This window comes from Streptomyces sp. NPDC059866 (assembly GCF_042731325.1).
Taxonomy (GTDB): Bacteria; Actinomycetota; Actinomycetes; order Streptomycetales; family Streptomycetaceae; genus Streptomyces; species Streptomyces flavusporus.
The window spans coordinates 105,635-123,010 of the sequence record NZ_JBHWJT010000014.1 but is presented as its reverse complement, the minus strand read 5'-3'; the positions used below and the strand labels follow the sequence as shown (position 1 = coordinate 123,010).

The following is a 17,376-nucleotide window of genomic DNA, read 5'->3' as shown; positions in this document are numbered from 1 at the left end:
GGCACCGCTCGGTCACCCCGAGCCCCTCAGTACACCGGGAGCGTCCGCGGGCCGAGGTCATCCCGGGCGGGGGGCGGGGCCAGGCGTACGGAGGCGCCGAGCACGCTCAGACCGTGCGGGGCGACGACGACCGGCTCCAAGGTGACCGCGACCACCTCGGGATGGTCGTCGACCAGCCGGGACACGCGCAGCAACAGCTCCTCCAGGGCGGGGGTGTCGACGGGCGTCGAACCGCGCCAGCCGAACAGCAGCGGTGCCGTACGGATCGAGCGGATCAGCGAGGTCGCCTCGCGGTCGGTGACCGGGATCAGGCGGTGCGCCGTGTCGCCGAGCAACTGGGAGGCCGCCCCGGCCAGCCCGAAGGAGAGCACCGCTCCGGCCGCCGGATCGATCACCGTCCGTACGACCGTGTCCACCCCTCGCGGGGCCATCCGCTGTACCACCGGCCGCAGCTCCTCGGGCGTCCCGAACAGCTCCGTCAACTCGGTGTACGCCCGTCGCAGTTGCTCCTCGTCCGCCAGATCCAGGCGTACGCCGCCGAGGTCCGCGCGGTGACGCAGGTGCGGGGCGGTGGCCTTGAGGGCCACGGGGTAGCCGAGGGTGCGGGCGGCTGCTGCTGCGGCGTCGGGGGCGGGGGCGGGCAGGGCGCGGTGGACGCTGATCCCGTACTTCCCGAGCAGCTCGCACGTCTCCTCCGTACCGAGCGTGAGCCCCTGCCCGCGCGCGAGCAGCCCGCCGATCAGCTCGGCGGCGCCCTCCTCGTCGATGTCCTCGAACTCGGGCACCTTCCCGGGCTCGGCGGCGTCCCGCCGCCACTGCGCGTACTTGACGACTTCGGCAAGAGCCCGGACGGCGCGTTCGGCGGCGGGGTAGGCAGGGATATGTCCTTCCCAGCCGCGGCCAGTCGTTCCTCCCCCGGAGGGGGCACCCCCAGGGGCGGCACGGGTGGACGCTGGGGGTTCCCCCTCCGGGGGAGGCACCCTGTCAGCGCCGGGCAGCGCGGCCCACCCTCGCCCACCCGCAACGCCGGGGCCGCTGGGAGAGGCCTGTGGCGCAGTACTGGCCGCAGCCGACAACGCCTCCGCCAGCCCCCCGAGCTCCACGTGCACCACCAGCACCGGCTTGGAAGGAGCCGCAGCAGCAGCCGACCGCAACGCCTCCGCCAACGCCGCATCCCCCACCGACGCCTCCCCGATCGCCGGTATCGCGGTCACCACGACGGAGTCGCACGTGTCGTCCGCCAGCGCCCGCGACAACGCCGCCTGGAAGTCCTCCGCCGAAGCCCCCGTCGTGAGGTCCAGCGGAGGATGCGGCCGCAACCCCTCGGACAGACACGCGTCGTACGTCAGCAGCCCCAGCGACTCGGAGTTCCCCAGGATCGCCACCCGCGGCCCCGCCGGCAGTGGCTGCCGCGCCAGCAGCAGCCCCGCGTCGACCAGCTCGGTGATCGTGTCCACCCGGATCACGCCGGCCTGCCGCAGCAGCTCGGACACGGTGGCGTGCGGCAGCCGCGTCGCCCGTACGGCGTGGCCCTGCGGCGCGGCACCTCCGTGGCGCGCGCCCTGCACCACGACGAGCGGCTTCGCCGCCGCCGTCCGTCGCGCGAGGCGGGTGAACTTGCGCGGGTTGCCGATGGACTCCAGGTACATCAGGACGACGTCGGTGTCCGGATCGTCGTACCAGTACTGGAGCACGTCGTTGCCGGACACGTCCGCCCGGTTGCCGGACGAGACGAACGTCGACACACCCGTGACTCCGGTGACTCCGCCGCCGCGCCGGTGCAGCCGGGACAGCAGTGCGATGCCGATGGCCCCGGACTGCGCGAAGAGCCCGATCCGTCCGGGGCGCGGCATCTCGGGGGCCAGGGAGGCGTTGAGGCGGACGTCCGGGGAGGTGTTGATGATCCCGAAGGCGTTCGGCCCGATGATCCGCATGCCGTACGCGCGCGCGTGCCGCACGAGCGCACGCTGGCGATCCCGTCCGTCGGGGCCGCTCTCGGCGTAGCCGGCGGAGATCACGACGAGGCCCTGCACTCCGTGCTCGCCGCACCCGGTGACCACCTCGGGCACGTACTCCGCGGGGACGGCAACGACGGCGAGGTCGACGGGCCCGTCGATGTCGCGCACCGAGCGGTACGCCGGCACCCCGTCGAGTTCCTTGACGCCCTCGGGCAGGGCCCTGTTCACGGCGTACAGACTGCCGGTGAAGTCTGCCTCTCGGATGTTGCCGAGGACGCTGCGGCCCACGCCGCCGGGCGTGCGGCCCGTGCCGACGACGGCGATGGAACCGGGCGCCAGCAGCCGCCGTACCGACCGTGCCTCGGCGCGCTGCTCACGCGCGCGCTGCACGGCGAGCGAACGGTCCGTGGGTTCGAGGTCGAACTCCAGGCGTACGACGCCGTCCTCGAAGCTGCGCTTCTGGGTGTATCCGGCGTCCGTGAACACCTTGATCATCTTGCTGTTGGCGGGCAGCACCTCGGCGGCGAAGCGGCGGATGCCGCGCTCCCGGGCGACGGCGGCGATGTGTTCCAGGAGGGCGGAGGCGACACCGCGGCCCTGGTGGGCGTCCTGCACCAGGAAGGCGACCTCGGCCTCGTCGGCGGGCGCGGAGGCGGGCAGGCCGTCGGCGCCGATGCGGTCATAGCGTACGGTGGCGATGAACTCGCCGCCGATGGTGGCCGCGAGTCCCACCCGGTCCACAAAGTCGTGGTGCGTGAAGCGGTGGACGTCCTTGGCGGACAGACGCGGGTAGGGCGCGAAGAAGCGGTAGTACTTCGACTCGTCCGAAACCTGCTCGTAGAAGCTGACCAGGCGCTCGGCGTCATCAACGGTGATGGGGCGGATGCGCGCGGTGCCGCCGTCGCGCAGCACCACGTCGGCTTCCCAGTGGGCGGGGTACTCGTGCCGCTCCGACGAGCTCTGCATGCGCCCCAGAGTACGGCTCGCGTACGACAACGGCGCGAGGCAGTCTGTGCAAGGACGGGAGTCGGACCGAGGCCGCGGTCCGACGCCACCTCCGGACGGGACGAAGGACCGCTCCGGGCATGCTTCACGATATGGGAAACTGGTCTAGACAACCCTGAACACTGAAGGGCAGCATCACATGGCTGAGCGCCGCGTCAACGTCGGCTGGGCCGAGGGCCTCCACGCCCGCCCCGCCTCCATCTTCGTCCGAGCCGCCACGGCCGCAGGCGTCCCGGTGACGATCGCCAAGGCCGGGGGCAACCCCGTCAACGCGGCCTCCATGCTGGCCGTCCTCAGCCTGGGCGCCGAGGGCGGCGAGGAGATCGTCCTGGCCTCCGACGCCGACGGCGCCGAAGCCGCGCTCGACCGTCTGGCCAAGCTGGTCTCCGAGGGCCTCGAGGAGCTGCCCGAGACCGTCTGACCGCCCGCACGGCGGTCGGTGAAGCCGCGTCACCCTTTCCGGGCGGCGCGGCTTCGCCGTTTCCGCAGCGGGCTCATGTGTTTGCCGCAGCGGCTTCGCGTGTTTCCCGCAGCGGCCTCACGCCTTTTCCACGGCGGGCGCGACGCAATTCACGCGGGCACGCCTGTGATGCGCGGACGTGAATTCCCGGCGCGCCAGAAAAAGGGCAGCGGAAATGCACCGCCACCGAATATCTCCTCTTTGTATACGGCGCATATGTTAATGCCGCAGGCTGGACATGTTTACGGGGTGTTGCGAAGTCCTCACACGGTCGGCGCGATCCTGGCCGCCGACGAACCGGAGCCGGTGCGCGGCGGTCGCGCGCTCGGTGTGCAGCGCCGTGACGGCCCGCGCGCGCTCGCCGTCGCCGCGCGCCACGGCGTCCACGATCGCGCCGTGCTCCGTCCAGGACTCCGCGGGGCTGGCCGGCGCCTCCACGGCGTACATCCAGGCGATCTTGTGTCGCAACTGGGTCAGCATGGCGATCAGCGCGGGGCTCCCGGAGGCCTGGGCGAGCGTCTCGTGGAACCAGCCGCCCAGCGAGCGCAGATCCTCGCTGTTGCCCCTCCTCGCCCGCTCCTGGCCCAGCCGGACGAGACCGCGCAGGACCTTCAGATGGGCCTCGGTGCGCCGCTGGGCGGCCCGGGCGGCGCCGAGCGGCTCCAGCAGCATGCGCATCTCCAGCAGGTCGGAGGCCTCCTGCTCGGTGGGCTCCGCGACGCACGCGCCCGCGTGCCGCCGGGTCACCACGAAGCCCTCCGCCTCCAGGGTGCGCAGGGCCTCCCGGACGGGGACGCGCGAGACGCCGTAGCGGCGCGCGAGGAGTTCCTCGGTGAGCCGGCCGCCACGCTCGTAGACACCCGCGACGATGTCGTCCCGGATCGCCGTGCACACCGAGTGCGCCGGAATACGCATGCCCGACCTCCGTCTTAATCCCCGTGAAACGTCGACGATTGACGTGTGTTCAGTGACTCTATTGCAAAGAGCCGGAATTTCCGATGGCGGGCCGGAATCCATGGATATTTTTTGGACAAACAGACCCCTGAAACGCCGAAAGCCCCGGCTCCGGGAGCCAGGGCTTCGGGCAGCATAGCCGCCTGTCGTCAGACGTTCACACCGTGCGAGCGGAGGTAGGCCAGGGGGTCGATGTCCGAGCCGTACTCGGCGGTCGTACGGGCCTCGAAGTGCAGGTGCGCTCCGGTGACGTTGCCGGTGGCGCCGGAGAGGGCGATCTGCTGCCCCGGGGTGACCGTCTGGCCGACCGAGACGGCGATGGACGACAGGTGGCCGTACTGGGTGTACGTACCGTCGTTCATCTTGATCACGACTTGATTGCCGTACGCCCCGCCCCAGCCGGCCTCGACGACGGTGCCGGAACCGACCGCGTTGACGGGCGTGCCGCTCGCGGCGTGGAAGTCGACACCGGTGTGGCTGCCGGAGGACCACAGGGAGCCGCCGGACTGGTAGCCGGTGGAGACGTAGGAGCCGGTGATGGGCAGCACAAAGGTGTTGAGGCGCTTGCGCTCGGCCTCGCGGGCGGCCCGCTCCTTGGCCTCGCGCGCCTCCTTGGCCCGCTCCTCCGCGCGCTTCTCGGCGGCCGCTTCGGCCGCCTTCTGGGCGGCGGCCTCCTCGGCGGCCTGCTGCTGGGCGGCCGCCTGGGCGTCGATCTGGTCGGCGACCGAGTCGCCGATGGTGACGACCGGCAGGAGGCCGGTCTGCTCGAGCGCCGGCTCGGCGGCGAGGGCGGGGGCGGCCAGGGTGCCGACGACGCCGGTGGTGGTGAGCGCGGCGACGCCCGCGGCGCGGGCGGTGGTGCGCTGCATCCGGCTGGGACGACGGTGCTTCCCGGTGGCGCGGGTGAACGCCATGAAGTGGCTGGTCCTTTCCTTCCTTCTCGCCTACCGGGTTAGCTGACGGGTTCGGAGCAGGAAGGTCTCCTACGGACTCCCTCGCTGCGCGCGGGCGTCCGATTCACCCCAGGGACTGCATGGTTGGGTCCCCGGCTCCCCTGGCTCGCGCCGTTCGGGGACTCGGCGATGACTGTCCGGTGCCGCGGACGCGGCGCACTGCCTGACGGACAGCCCGGAAGACGCTAAACGGGGCATCTTTCAATCCCCAAACGGAACACGGCTTTTGTAGCGCATGCCACAGGTCAGACAGGCAACCTCTCCCCCAATTGGGACATAAAGGGGCCCTGGTGACTCTTCCGTCACCAGGGCCCCTGCGCGGGCGTGCCGCTGTCAGGCCTTCTACTCGGCCGTGACGACGGTGACTTCGCCGATTCCGAGGGCCGCGACAGGCTCCTTGATCTGCGCCGCATCGCCGACGAGGACGGTCACGAGACGGTCCACCGGGAAGGCGTTGACGACCGCCGCGGTGGCCTCGACGGTGCCCGTCGCGGCGAGCTGCTGGTACAGCGTCGCCTGGTAGTCGTCGGGCAGGTGCTGCTCGACCTGGTCGGCCAGCGTGCTCGCGACGGCCGCCGCGGTCTCGTACTTGAGCGGCGCCACCCCGACGAGGTTCTGCACGGCGACGTCCCGCTCGGGATCGGTCAGACCCTGCTCGGCGAGCGTGCGCAGCACCGTCCAGAGGTCCTGCAGTGCGGGACCGGTGTTCGGTGTGTCGACGGAGCCGCTGATGGCGAGCATCGCGGCGCCGCTGCCGTCCGGCGCCGAGCGCAGCACCTGGCCGAACGCGCGCACGCCGTAGGTGTAGCCCTTCTCCTCGCGCAGGACACGGTCCAGGCGGGAGGTGAGGGTGCCGCCCAGGCAGTACGTGCCGAGCACCTGGGCAGGCCACACGCGGTCGTGCCGGTCGGAGCCGACGCGGCCGATCAGCAGCTGGGTCTGCACGGCGCCGGGACGGTCCACGATGACGACCCGGCCGGTGTCATCGGCGGTCACCGGCGGCACGGGGCGCGGCTGGGCCGGGGAACCGGTCCAGGCGCCCAGGGTGTCGCCGAGCAGCGCGTCGAGGTCCAGGCCGGTGAGGTCGCCGACGACGACCGCGGTGGCCGTGGCGGGCCGGACATGCTTCTCGTAGAAGGCGCGTACGGCCGCGGAGTCGATGGCGGCGACCGTCTCCTCGGTGCCCTGACGCGGCCGCGACATGCGTGAGGCCGCCGGGAACAGCTCCTTGGAGAGCTCCTTGGCGGCACGGCGGGACGGGTTGGCCAGCTCGTGCGGGATCTCGTCGAGACGGTTGCGCACCAGCCGCTCGACCTCGCTGTCGGCGAATGCGGGCGCCCTGAGGGCGTCGGCGAGCAGGCCGAGGGCCTTGGCCAGACGGGAGGCGGGGACCTCCAGGCTCAGGCGGACGCCGGGGTGGTCGGCGTGCGAGTCGAGGGTGGCGCCGCAGCGCTCCAGCTCGGCGGCGAACTCCTCGGCGGAGTGCTTGTCGGTGCCCTCGGAGAAGGCCCGCGCCATGATCGTGGCGACGCCGTCGAGGCCGGTCGGCTCGGCGTCCAGGGGCGCACCCAGGAGCACCTCGACGGCGACGACCCGCTGACCGGGGCGGTGGCAGCGCAGCACCGTCAGACCGTTGTCGAGCGTCCCGCGCGTGGGCGCCGGGAAGGCCCACGGCCTGGCCTCGCCCGCCCGGGGCTGGGGGTGGAACTCCATCGTGGCGAGCTCGGTCACTGGGCCGCCTCCTCGTTGTTGTCGTCGGTGGGTTCGGCAGCTTCGGCAGCTTCGGCGGCTTCGGCGGCTTCGGCGGCGGTCGGCTCGTAGACGAGCACCGCGCGGTTGTCGGGGCGCAGGCGGGCCTTGGCGACCTCCTGGACCTCTTCGGCCGTGACGCCCAGCACGCGCTGGACGGCGGTCAGGGCGAGCTGCGGGTCGCCGAACAGCACGGCGTACCGGCACAGTTCGTCGGCGCGGCCGGCGACCGTGCCGAGCCGGTCCAGCCACTCGCGCTCCAACTGGGCCTGGGCGCGCTCCATTTCCTCGGCCGTGGGGCCCTCCTCGGCGAACCGGGCGAGCTCCTCGTCGATGGCGGCCTCGATGACCGGCACCTCGACGTCACCGGAGGTCTTCACGTCCAGCCACCCCAGGGAGGGCGCTCCGGCCAGCCGCAGCAGGCCGAACCCGGCCGCCACGGCCGTACGGTCACGCCGTACGAGCCGGTTGTAGAGGCGGGACGACTCGCCGCCGCCGAGGACGGTGAGGGCCAGGTCTGCCGCGTCGCACGCGCGCGTGCCGTCGTGCGGGAGCCGGTAGGCGGCCATCAGGGCACGCGCCGGGACCTCCTCCTCGACGATCTCGCGCAGCTGCTCGCCGATGATCTCGGGCAGCGCGCCGTCGCGCGGGGCGGGCTTGCCGTCGTGGGAGGCAATGGAGCCGAAGTACTTCTCGATCCAGGCGAGCGTCTGCTCCGGATCGATGTCACCGACGACGGACAGCACCGCGTTGTTGGGCGCGTAGTACGTGCGGAAGAACGCGCGCGCGTCCTCCAGGGTCGCGGCGTCCAGGTCGGCCATCGAGCCGATGGGCGTGTGGTGGTACGGGTGGCCCTCCGGGTAGGCGAGGGCGGTCAGCTTCTCGAAAGCGGTCCCGTAGGGAACGTTGTCGTAGCGCTGACGGCGCTCGTTCTTGACGACGTCCCGCTGGTTCTCCATGGACTCGTCGTCGAGGGCCGCGAGCAGCGAGCCCATCCGGTCGGCCTCCAGCCAGAGGGCGAGCTCCAGCTGGTGGGTGGGCATGGTCTCGAAGTAGTTGGTGCGCTCGAAGCTGGTGGTGCCGTTCAGCGAGCCGCCGGCGCCCTGCACCAGCTCGAAGTGCCCGTTGCCCTTCACCTGCGCGGAGCCCTGGAACATCAGGTGCTCGAAAAGGTGAGCCAGACCGGTACGTCCCTTGACCTCGTGGCGCGAGCCGACGTCGTACCAGAGGCACACCGCCGCGACCGGGGTCAGGTGGTCCTCGGAGAGCACCACGCGCAGGCCATTGGCCAGGCGGTGCTCGGTCGCTGTCAGGCCGCCGGAGCCTGCCTGGGCTGTGGCCGTGTGACCCATGGGCATGTACGTCCCTTCGATCGCGGTGCGGTCGGTGAAACCGCCGATTTCCTGCCGTCCTGCCACTGTATGCAAGCGCGCCGACCAGGTGTGAAGTTCCCGGAGCCCGTACGCCGAGAGCGAGAAGCGGGTCACCCGGCGCGAGGGCGTAGCCTGCGGGCAGCGCGGGGCCGGGCTGCCGACGACGGGGTCCAGGGTCCGCGTTGTCAGTGGCGCGGTCCACAATGGACCGCGTCAGATCCGTCGAACGCTTCAGCAAGCGTGAGCCGAAGGGGCGCGACAGCGACCTGAGCGCCCCGTAGGCGAGCGACCAGAAACCAGGAGGAGCCGGCAGCGATGGCCCGCCGCAGCACGAAGACCCCGCCGCCCGACGACTCGTACGAGGAGCGGATCCTCGACATCGACGTCGTGGACGAAATGCAGGGCTCCTTCCTCGAGTACGCGTACTCGGTCATCTACTCCCGGGCCCTGCCGGACGCCCGTGACGGTCTCAAGCCCGTCCACCGCCGCATCGTCTACCAGATGAACGAGATGGGCGTACGCCCCGACCGCGGCTATGTGAAGTGCGCCCGCGTCGTCGGCGAGGTCATGGGTAAGTTGCACCCCCACGGCGACGCCTCCATCTACGACGCCCTGGTGCGCATGGCCCAGCCCTTCTCCATGCGTGTGCCGCTGGTCGACGGCCACGGCAACTTCGGCTCGCTGGGCAACGACGACCCGCCGGCCGCGATGCGGTACACCGAGTGCCGCATGGCCGAGGCGACAAGCCTGATGACGGAGTCGATCGACGAGGACACCGTCGACTTCACCCCCAACTACGACGGCCAGGAGCAGGAGCCGGTGGCCCTGCCCGCCGCCTTCCCGAACCTGCTGGTCAACGGCTCCTCGGGCATCGCGGTCGGTATGGCGACCAACATGCCGCCGCACAACCTGCGCGAGGTCGTCGCGGCCGCCCGCCACCTGATCAGGCACCCGAACGCCGATCTCGACGCCCTGATGCGCCACGTCCCGGGCCCCGACCTGCCCACCGGAGGCCGGATCGTCGGTCTGTCCGGGATCCGCGACGCCTACGAGACGGGCCGCGGCACGTTCAAGATGCGGGCGACGGTGTCCGTGGAGGACGTGACGGCGCGCCGCAAGGGCCTCGTCGTCACCGAGCTGCCCTTCGCCGTCGGCCCGGAGAAGGTGATCGCGAAGATCAAGGACCTGGTCGGCTCGAAGAAGCTCCAGGGCATCGCCGACGTCAAGGACCTCACCGACCGTGAGCACGGGCTGCGCCTGGTGATCGAGATCAAGAACGGTTTCGTGCCGGAGGCGGTCCTGGAGCAGCTCTACAAGCTGACGCCCATGGAGGAGTCCTTCGGCATCAACAACGTCGCGCTGGTGGACGGCCAGCCCCTCACGCTGGGCCTGAAGGAGCTCCTGGAGGTTTATCTCGACCACCGCTTCGAGGTCGTGCGCCGCCGCTCGGAGTTCCGCCGCGGCAAGAAGCGCGACCGGCTGCATCTGGTCGAGGGCCTGCTCACGGCGCTGGTGGACATCGACGAGGTGATCCGCCTGATCCGCTCCAGCGAGAACTCCGCGCAGGCGAAGGAACGCCTGATGGAGCGTTTCGCGCTGAGCGAGATCCAGACGCAGTACATCCTGGACACACCGCTGCGCCGCCTCACCAAGTACGACCGCATCGAGCTGGACGCCGAGAAGGACCGGCTCACCGCGGAGATCGCGGAGCTGACCCGGATCCTCGAGTCGGACGCGGAGCTGCGCAAGCTGGTCTCCTCCGAACTGGCCGCGGTGGCCAAGAAGTTCGGCACCGAGCGGCGTACGGTCCTGCTGGAGTCCGCGGCGACCTCGGCTGCGGCCGTACCGCTCCAGGTGGCGGACGACCCGTGCCGGGTGCTGCTGTCCTCGACGGGCCTGCTGGCCCGCACGGCGAACGGCGAGCCGTTCGCGGAGGACGCCGACGCCCGGCGCACCAAGCACGACGTGATCGTCTCGGCGGTGCCGGCCACGGCCCGCGGCGAGGTCGGCGCGGTCACCTCGGCCGGCCGCCTGCTCCGGATCAACGTCGTCGATCTTCCGCAGCTCCCGGACACGGCGACGGCCCCGAACCTCTCCGGAGGCGCGCCGCTCGCCGAGTTCGTCTCCCTGGAGGACGACGAGACGGTCGTCTGTCTGACCACGCTCGACGAGTCCTCCCCCGGCCTGGCACTCGGCACGGAACAGGGCGTCGTCAAGCGTGTGGTCCCCGACTACCCGGCCAACAAGGACGAGCTGGAGGTCATCACGCTCAAGGAGGGCGACCGGATCGTCGGCGCGGTCGAGCTGCGCACCGGCGAGGAGGACCTGGTCTTCATCACGGACGACGCGCAGCTGCTGCGCTTCCAGGCCTCGCAGGTCCGCCCCCAGGGCCGCCCGGCAGGCGGTATGGCGGGCATCAAGCTGACGGACGGCGCCAAGGTCATCTCCTTCACCGCGGTCGACCCGGCGGCGGAGGCGGTCGTCTTCACGGTCGCGGGCTCGCGCGGCACGCTGGACGACTCCGTCCAGACGACCGCGAAGGTGACCCCCTTCGACCAGTACCCGCGCAAGGGCCGCGCCACCGGCGGCGTGCGCTGCCAGCGGTTCCTGAAGGGCGAGGACTGCCTGTCCTTCGCCTGGGCGGGCACCACCCCGGCGCGGGCCGCGCAGAAGAACGGCTCGCCGACCGACCTCCCCGAGCTCGACCCGCGCCGCGACGGCTCGGGCGTGTCGCTGGCGAAGCCGGTGGCAGCGGTGGCGGGGCCGGTCTAGTACGACGGTTCGCCGGAATCCGGCTGCTCGGAGCTCTGGACATAGCGCAGGACGCCCCACATGCCGTGCTCGTCGGCGGTGTGCGGGGCGTCTGCCTTGCACACCTCGAGCTCCTTGCCGAGGGCGGGCGCGTCGATACCTGAGCCGATGAGAACCAGCTGGGTGAGACGACTGTCACCTGCAGCCCAGGGCTCGGGATAGAAGCGCAGGAACCGGCCGACGGCGTGCACGAGGTAGCGGTTGCGGGGGTCGTGGGCACCGAAGTGGACGTACCCCTTGATCCGGTACAGCCCTTCGGGCCGGCTGTCGAGGAACTCCATCCACCTGCGCGGGTTCAGCGGCACTTCGGAGACGAAGGACAGGCTGTCGTAGGCGGTGTGCAGATGGTCGCCGTGCTCGCCCTCGTGATCGTGGTCGTGCAGGTCGTCGAAGGACAGCTGCCCGATGCGCTCCTGCGAGGGCCGGCAGTCGAAGAGGAACTCCGGATCGATGCGGCCGTACGTCGCCGGGACGACGGCGGCACCGTCGGTGAGGGAGCGGACGAGGGCGAGGGCGTGTCCGGCGTCGGGTGTCCTGTCGATCTTGTTGACCACGACGAGGTCGGCCAGGCCGAGGTGCCGGTCGATCTCGGGGTGCTTCGCGCGGGTGGCGTCGAACTCGGCGGCGTCCACAACCTCGACGAGGCCGCCGTAGACCACGCGGGGATTCTCGCCGGCCAGCACCATGCGCACCAGCTCCTGTGGCTCGGCGAGCCCGCTGGCCTCGATGACGATGACGTCGATACCGGCGCCGGGCCGCGCCAGCCGTTCGAGGTAGCCGTCCAGCTCACTGGCGTCGACGGCACAGCACAGGCACCCGTTGCCCAGGGAGACCGTGGAGTCCCCCAGTGCACCGGCCACGGCCATCGCGTCGATCTCGATGGCCCCGAAGTCGTTCACGATCGCGCCGATACGGCTGCCGCCGCTGCGGTGGAGAAGATGGTTGAGAAGCGTCGTCTTCCCGGAGCCCAGGAATCCGGCGAGTACGACGACCGGGATCTGCTGCGGGCTCGGGCTCTGCCCCACCGTGCGACCTCTCTCACGCCTACGCGTGCACCGGTCCGCGGTCCGGCGCACCCTCCGAGGATTGAATGCCGCCCCAGGATACGAGCACGAAGAATCCCCGCGAAGTGAACGATTGTTAGCAGCACTTGCGGGGCAGACGTTCGGCAAGGCGCCGGTTCGTGCGACCCTCGCTTCCTTCCGTGCGCCTCCTCTCCGCCTCCCCGCCGATCAGAGCCGCTCGGCACTCTGGGAGACGGCAAGCGCCGCCCACCGCTCGCCGGTCCCCTCCAGTCGACCCGCACCCCGACGACCGGCGGACGGCCGCCTGATTCGGGGGTTGACATGGCCACACGGAAGAACACTGCGGGGAGGCTGGCCTCCGCCGCAGCCGGTCTGATGCTCGCGACCGCCACGGTGACGCTGGTTGCCCGCCAGCGGCGTCTTGAGGAGGCCCGCCTGCAAGTGAAGCGACTGGAACTGGAAGAACTCGCGTCCCGCCGCACGACGATCGCTCATCAGCAGCGCATGCACTGGGAACTGCTGGCCAAGGCGATCGACGATCCCTCGCTGGCCGCGGTGATCGACACCTACGACAAGAGCATCCCGGCGGAGAAGCGACGCCAGTTCTTTTACGCGAACGCCTGGTACGTCAACCTCTACCACCTCTACGAGGCAGGAATCCTGGACCAGGAGGAGCTGTTCGGACGCCTGCGCGAGATCTTCCAGAGTTCCCTCCTCCGGGAGTACTGGGAGGCCTCGAGGGCCCAGCGCGCGACTCTGAAGCAGTCGTCCGACGAGGCGAGGATCGGGCTGATGGTCGATGGTCTCATCAGAGACCTCGACGAAGCCGACACCGACGAGTGGTGGGTGGTGGGCAACCCGCCATCGATCTGATGACCGGACAGCGTGTGATCCGCTTGATCACACGCACGGCCGATGTCACGGGAGCGTGATCACCACGCCGCCCGTATGTCACACGGGTCAACTCTTGGGACACCACGATCCTGCTGAGTGAGTTTGGGCCCCTTGAGGCAGCCGCACCTGTCAGAATGCAGCGCGATACAGTGCCCAAACCTTCCGTAAGGACCGGTACCCCTTGAAGATCGTGCGCCGCATCGGTGTGCCTCCGAGCGCCCGTGGCAGTACCTCGGGAGCCAACTGCCCTGACCTCTTCGAGCTGAGCGACGGCAATTTCGCCGTCATCGGCACGGAGGCCACCGAGGCGCTGGAGCGTGAACTGCCTGCCGACGCCTCCCGCGCGGACTACGAGCGCATCGTGATCGTGAGCCGGGAGACCCTGATTCGCGCCAAGGCAGACATCCCCGACGCCTGATATCACCGCGCACGAGATCGCGTCCACCCCCCCAGACTCGTGCCGTCCATCGCCCCGGCCGCCCGCAACCGCCCGGCGAACCGGAGCCCGTCGGGCGAGCAGACCGGCATCCCGCGCCTGTTCGATCCCCCACCGATGAGGCCTGGCGTCGGAACGACACCAGGCCGCACGCGTTCGTCAGGCCGCCTCCGGCACCTTGACCGGCGCCCCCGGCCCCACATACCGCGCCGCCGGGCGGATGATCTTCGGGTCCTGCGCCTGTTCCAGGATGTTGGCGCTCCAGCCCACCACCCGCGCCGCCGCAAAGGTCGGTGTGAACATCTCGCGGGGCAAGCCGCAGAGCTCCATCACCACGCCGGCGTAGAACTCGACGTTGGCGTGCAGTTCACGCCCGGGCTTGAGTTCGGCCAGGATCGCCTCCACCCGGCGCTCGACCTCCACCGCGAAGTCCACCAGAGGGCCACCGAACCGCTGAGCAATGCCGCGCAGCATGCGGGAGCGAGGGTCCTCCGTACGGTAGACGGGGTGGCCGAAACCCATGATGCGGTCACCGGCGAGGACACGTTCCCGGATCCATGGGTCGATCCGGTCCACCGTGCCGATCGCGTCCAGCGTGTCCAGCGCCCGACTGGGCGCACCCCCGTGCAGCGGGCCGGACAGCGCTCCCACCGCCCCCACGAGACACGCCGCGACGTCGGCGCCGGTGGACGTGATGACCCTGGCGGTGAAGGTTGATGCATTGAATCCATGATCAATGGTTGAGATCAGGTATTGCTCGATCGCCCGCGCCTGCTGCGGGTCCGGCTCCGAGCCCGTCAACATGTAGAGGTAGTTCGCCGCATGCGGCAGGTCCTCGCGCGGCGGTACCGGCTCAAGTCCCTTCCCCAGCCGGTGCAACGCCGTGAGTACGGTCGGTACGGCCGCGGCCGCCACGAGGGTGTCGGCGCGGCGCCGGTCCGCGTCGATGTCGTACACGGGGCGGAAGTCCTTCGCCGCACCCAGCAGGGACAGCGCCGTACGCAGCCCGGCGAGCGGGCCCGAGCGTCCGCCGGCCGCCGCGATGGCGGGCAGCGCCGCCGACACCTCGTCGGGCAACCGCCGCAGCGCCGCCGTCTCGGCGGCGAAGGCGGCACCGCGTTCGCCGTCCGGCAGCTCACCGTGGACCAGGAGATGCCAGACGTCCTCGAAGGTGCGGGACTGTGCGAGTTCGACGGCGGAGTACTGGCGGTAGTGGTAGAAGCCCTCGAGACCCCGTACGTCACCGATCTGGGTATCGGTCACGACGACACCCGCGAGTCCCCGCGGTACGTCGACAGAGGTGGCTGCGGACCTGTTGACGGACATGATTTCCTCCCTGAACTTGATTTGACTGTCTATGATTGACTAAGAGCTGTCAATATTGACTCAATCAATGTGTCGTCCAGGCGGATACGGTGACCCCATGCACGATCAAGAACCGGACCCCCTCCGGCGGGAACAGCGGCTGAGCACCAAGGAGGCCGCCGAACTGCTCGGCGTGAAGCCCGAGACCGTGTACGCCTATGTGAGCCGCGGTCAGCTCAGCAGCGAGCGAGTGCCCGGCGGCCGGGGCAGCACGTTCGACGCCGCCGAGGTGAAGGCGCTCGCCCGGCGCAACAGGCGGGAGACCGGAAGGAATTCGGGTACCGGCACCGACCTGGCCGTACGCACCCGCATCACGCTCATCGACAAGGACCGGTACTACTTCCGGGGGGTCGACGCGACCGAGCTCGCCGCGCGCCACTCCTACGAGGAGATCGCCGAGTGGCTGTGGACCGGACACCTGCACCCGGGCGTCACTTTCGACGCACCCAAGGCATCCGTCTCCGTCGCCCGCCGCGCCGTCGACGCCCTGCCCGAACACACCGGCCCCACCGACCGGCTGCGCGTCGCCGTGATCGCCGCCGCGACCGTGGACCCCCTGCGCTTCGACCTCTCCGAGGAAGCCGTGCTGGGCACGGCACGCGTCCTGATCCCCACCCTCGTCGCCGCCCTCCCGCCCGTGCGCCGCGCCCACCGCGACGAGGGCCCGCTGGCGCACCGGCTGTGGGCGCGGCTCAGCGGGCGGGACCCCGACGAGGCGTCGCTGCGCGCCCTGGACACCGCTCTCGGCCTGCTCGTCGACCACGACCTGGCCGCGTCGACGCTCGCGGTGCGCGTGGCGGCGTCGGCCCGCGCACACGCCTACGCCGCCGTCTCCGCCGGGCTCGGCGTGATCGAGGGCCCCCTGCACGGGGCGGCCAGCAGGCTCGCCCATCGGATGCTGCTGGACGTCCTCGACCAGGGCGACGCGGCGCCCGTGGTCGCGGAGGAGCTCCGGGCCGGCCGCCGCGTCCCGGGGCTCGGCCACCGGCTCTATACCGGCGAGGATCCACGCGCGCGTGCCCTGTTCCGCCTCCTGGAGGACATCCCCCAGGCAGCGCCCGCCCTGGCCGCCGCCCGGGACGTGGCGGCCACCGCCGCCCGTCGCACCCCGCTGCACGCCAACGTCGACCTGGCACTGGCCGTGCTCACCACGTCCTGCGCGATGCCGGCCACGGCCGGGGAGACGATCTTCGCAGTGGCCCGTACGGCGGGCTGGATCGCCCACGCGCTGGAGGAGTACCGGGAGCGGCCGTTGCGGATGCGCCCCAGCGGCCACTACGTGGGCGCAAAGCCGCCGCAGCCCCTGCCGGAGTAGGACACGGACGGGGCCGGAAGTCACCCTGAACGAAGTCAGGTTAGGCTCACCTCTGTGAGTACGTGCGCGACCGTCTCGCGGGACTTCGACGAGCCCATTTCCGGAACCGCGGCCACAGCAAGGACCTGGCTCCTGCTGGAGCAGCCGGGTCCGTGGGGCGCCAGGGCGCTCACTTCGAGCCACTTGGACCCTGCGCTGGGCCGAGCCCTGGAGGCGGCCGCCAAGGGCACGGGCGTACGGATCGCGCTCATCCGCCGTCCCGGGCGCCACGCCGACTGCGGTACGCCCGCGGTGCGCCGGCTGTACGCGGCCCACACCACACCGGGCAACGCGTGGCTGCACACGGCCACGACCGCCGACCCGGAGCGGTTGCTCGACCTCGACTTCGCCGCGCTCGGTTCGGGTGACCACCGCACCTTCGACACGGCGCTTCAAGGCCGCCCGCACACCGGCGGTCCGCTCGCGCTCGTCTGCACCAACGGCAAGCGCGACCGCTGCTGCGCCCTCCTCGGCCGTCCCCTCGCGACCGAGCTCGCCGCCTCCGGGGTGGGGGGCATCTGGGAGGTCACTCATCTGGGCGGTCATCGCTTCTCGCCGACCGTGCTCGTCCTGCCGTACGGCTACGCATACGGCCGCGCCGAGGCCCACACCGTCAAGGAGGTCCTGCACGGGGTCCGGGAGGGCCGGATCGTCCTGGAGGGGTGCCGCGGGAGCTCGGCCTGGGAACGGCCCGGTCAGGCTGCCGAGCTGGCCGTGCGTACGGCGGTGCACGAGTTTGCGGCGGACGCGCTGAGCGTCGTACGGACCGAGAACGCGGTACGGACGGACGGTGCGGCGCCTCGCTGGGAGGTGACCGTGGCGCATGCCGACGGACGCCACTGGCGGGTCGTGGTGGCCCAGGGCGCATCCCTGCCGCCCCGCCCGGAGAGCTGCGGAACCTCGGTCCTCGGCGCCCCGGCGCGGATGGACGTGGTGGCCGTGCGCGAACTGACACCGACGGCGCTCGCCGGCTGACCTCCCGGCCCGGCCCGGCCCGGGGGCGAGGTCCGCACCTCCCCTCTACGGCAGAACCGTTCCC

At 71.1% G+C, this 17,376-nt stretch carries 13 protein-coding genes and 1 riboswitch; of the genes, 6 read left to right on the top strand and 7 right to left on the bottom strand.

The window, feature by feature from the left end; all coding sequences use genetic code 11:
* Window positions 1-26: 26 nt before the first annotated feature.
* On the bottom strand, window positions 27-2,924 hold the full coding sequence (locus ACFV7R_RS22465; protein WP_385266072.1) for a GNAT family N-acetyltransferase: 2,898 nt from the start codon (window positions 2,922-2,924) through the stop codon (window positions 27-29).
* A 178-nt stretch (window positions 2,925-3,102) separates the two neighbouring features.
* Here ACFV7R_RS22465 and ACFV7R_RS22460 point away from each other — a divergent pair, with 178 nt between their 5' ends.
* Window positions 3,103-3,384 carry an HPr family phosphocarrier protein gene (locus tag ACFV7R_RS22460; RefSeq protein ID WP_129801049.1) on the top strand — a complete coding sequence of 94 codons (282 nt, stop codon included), beginning with the start codon at window positions 3,103-3,105 and terminating at the stop codon, window positions 3,382-3,384.
* Window positions 3,385-3,642: 258 nt separating this feature from the next.
* Here ACFV7R_RS22460 and ACFV7R_RS22455 read toward each other — a convergent pair whose 3' ends face one another.
* The 4 genes from ACFV7R_RS22455 to ACFV7R_RS22440 all read right to left on the bottom strand — a co-directional run bounded on the left by ACFV7R_RS22455 (window position 3,643) and on the right by ACFV7R_RS22440 (window position 8,437).
* Window positions 3,643-4,338: a GntR family transcriptional regulator gene (locus tag ACFV7R_RS22455; protein WP_385266069.1), complete on the bottom strand. Its 696-nt coding sequence runs from the start codon at window positions 4,336-4,338 to the stop codon at window positions 3,643-3,645.
* A 188-nt stretch (window positions 4,339-4,526) separates the two neighbouring features.
* Window positions 4,527-5,291 (bottom strand): M23 family metallopeptidase, encoded by a 765-nt coding sequence (locus ACFV7R_RS22450; protein ID WP_385266066.1) that lies wholly within the window; start codon window positions 5,289-5,291, stop codon window positions 4,527-4,529.
* 13 nt (window positions 5,292-5,304) lie between these two features.
* Window positions 5,305-5,469: riboswitch (cyclic di-AMP (ydaO/yuaA leader) on the bottom strand.
* A gap of 203 nt (window positions 5,470-5,672) precedes the next feature.
* Window positions 5,673-7,061, bottom strand: a complete 1,389-nt coding sequence (locus ACFV7R_RS22445) for a M16 family metallopeptidase (RefSeq protein WP_385266063.1) — start codon at window positions 7,059-7,061, stop codon at window positions 5,673-5,675.
* Window positions 7,058-8,437 (bottom strand): M16 family metallopeptidase, encoded by a 1,380-nt coding sequence (locus ACFV7R_RS22440; RefSeq protein WP_385266315.1) that lies wholly within the window; start codon window positions 8,435-8,437, stop codon window positions 7,058-7,060. Before ACFV7R_RS22440 ends, ACFV7R_RS22445 begins: the two co-directional genes overlap by 4 nt.
* A 330-nt stretch (window positions 8,438-8,767) precedes the next feature.
* On the opposite strand from ACFV7R_RS22440, the gene ACFV7R_RS22435 reads away from it, so the two are divergent.
* Window positions 8,768-11,224: a DNA topoisomerase (ATP-hydrolyzing) subunit A gene (locus tag ACFV7R_RS22435; protein ID WP_385266060.1), complete on the top strand. Its 2,457-nt coding sequence runs from the start codon at window positions 8,768-8,770 to the stop codon at window positions 11,222-11,224.
* Here the strand turns inward: ACFV7R_RS22435 and ACFV7R_RS22430 are convergent.
* The gene (locus ACFV7R_RS22430) at window positions 11,221-12,288 is read right to left on the bottom strand and encodes a CobW family GTP-binding protein (protein ID WP_385266057.1); all 1,068 of its coding nucleotides are present in this window, start codon (window positions 12,286-12,288) and stop codon (window positions 11,221-11,223) included. The two genes, ACFV7R_RS22435 and ACFV7R_RS22430, sit on opposite strands and share 4 nt — an antisense overlap.
* 321 nt (window positions 12,289-12,609) lie before the next feature.
* Here ACFV7R_RS22430 and ACFV7R_RS22425 point away from each other — a divergent pair, with 321 nt between their 5' ends.
* Complete coding sequence (locus ACFV7R_RS22425) at window positions 12,610-13,161, top strand: DUF6082 family protein (protein ID WP_385266054.1); 552 nt, start codon at window positions 12,610-12,612, stop codon at window positions 13,159-13,161.
* A 202-nt stretch (window positions 13,162-13,363) separates the two neighbouring features.
* On the top strand, window positions 13,364-13,600 hold the full coding sequence (locus ACFV7R_RS22420; protein WP_129801056.1) for a hypothetical protein: 237 nt from the start codon (window positions 13,364-13,366) through the stop codon (window positions 13,598-13,600).
* Between the two features lie 177 nt (window positions 13,601-13,777).
* Here ACFV7R_RS22420 and ACFV7R_RS22415 read toward each other — a convergent pair whose 3' ends face one another.
* Window positions 13,778-14,944: a citrate synthase/methylcitrate synthase gene (locus ACFV7R_RS22415; protein ID WP_385266051.1), complete on the bottom strand. Its 1,167-nt coding sequence runs from the start codon at window positions 14,942-14,944 to the stop codon at window positions 13,778-13,780.
* A gap of 97 nt (window positions 14,945-15,041) precedes the next feature.
* Here ACFV7R_RS22415 and ACFV7R_RS22410 point away from each other — a divergent pair, with 97 nt between their 5' ends.
* On the top strand, window positions 15,042-16,298 hold the full coding sequence (locus ACFV7R_RS22410) for a citrate synthase (protein WP_385266050.1): 1,257 nt from the start codon (window positions 15,042-15,044) through the stop codon (window positions 16,296-16,298).
* A 54-nt stretch (window positions 16,299-16,352) separates the two neighbouring features.
* A complete protein-coding gene (locus ACFV7R_RS22405) occupies window positions 16,353-17,312 on the top strand; it encodes a sucrase ferredoxin (protein WP_385266048.1) in 960 nt (319 codons plus the stop codon).
* Window positions 17,313-17,376: the final 64 nt, after the last annotated feature.

Coding starts and splice junctions, on each gene's coding strand:
- ACFV7R_RS22440 (WP_385266315.1), bottom strand. CDS start 8,437: ATGCCCATGGGTCACACGGCCACAGCCCAGGCAGGCTCCGGCGGCCTG.
- ACFV7R_RS22455 (WP_385266069.1), bottom strand. CDS start 4,338: ATGCGTATTCCGGCGCACTCGGTGTGCACGGCGATCCGGGACGACATC.
- ACFV7R_RS22410 (WP_385266050.1), top strand. CDS start 15,042: ATGCACGATCAAGAACCGGACCCCCTCCGGCGGGAACAGCGGCTGAGC.
- ACFV7R_RS22415 (WP_385266051.1), bottom strand. CDS start 14,944: ATGTCCGTCAACAGGTCCGCAGCCACCTCTGTCGACGTACCGCGGGGA.
- ACFV7R_RS22435 (WP_385266060.1), top strand. CDS start 8,768: ATGGCCCGCCGCAGCACGAAGACCCCGCCGCCCGACGACTCGTACGAG.
- ACFV7R_RS22460 (WP_129801049.1), top strand. CDS start 3,103: ATGGCTGAGCGCCGCGTCAACGTCGGCTGGGCCGAGGGCCTCCACGCC.
- ACFV7R_RS22465 (WP_385266072.1), bottom strand. CDS start 2,924: ATGCAGAGCTCGTCGGAGCGGCACGAGTACCCCGCCCACTGGGAAGCC.
- ACFV7R_RS22425 (WP_385266054.1), top strand. CDS start 12,610: ATGGCCACACGGAAGAACACTGCGGGGAGGCTGGCCTCCGCCGCAGCC.
- ACFV7R_RS22450 (WP_385266066.1), bottom strand. CDS start 5,291: ATGGCGTTCACCCGCGCCACCGGGAAGCACCGTCGTCCCAGCCGGATG.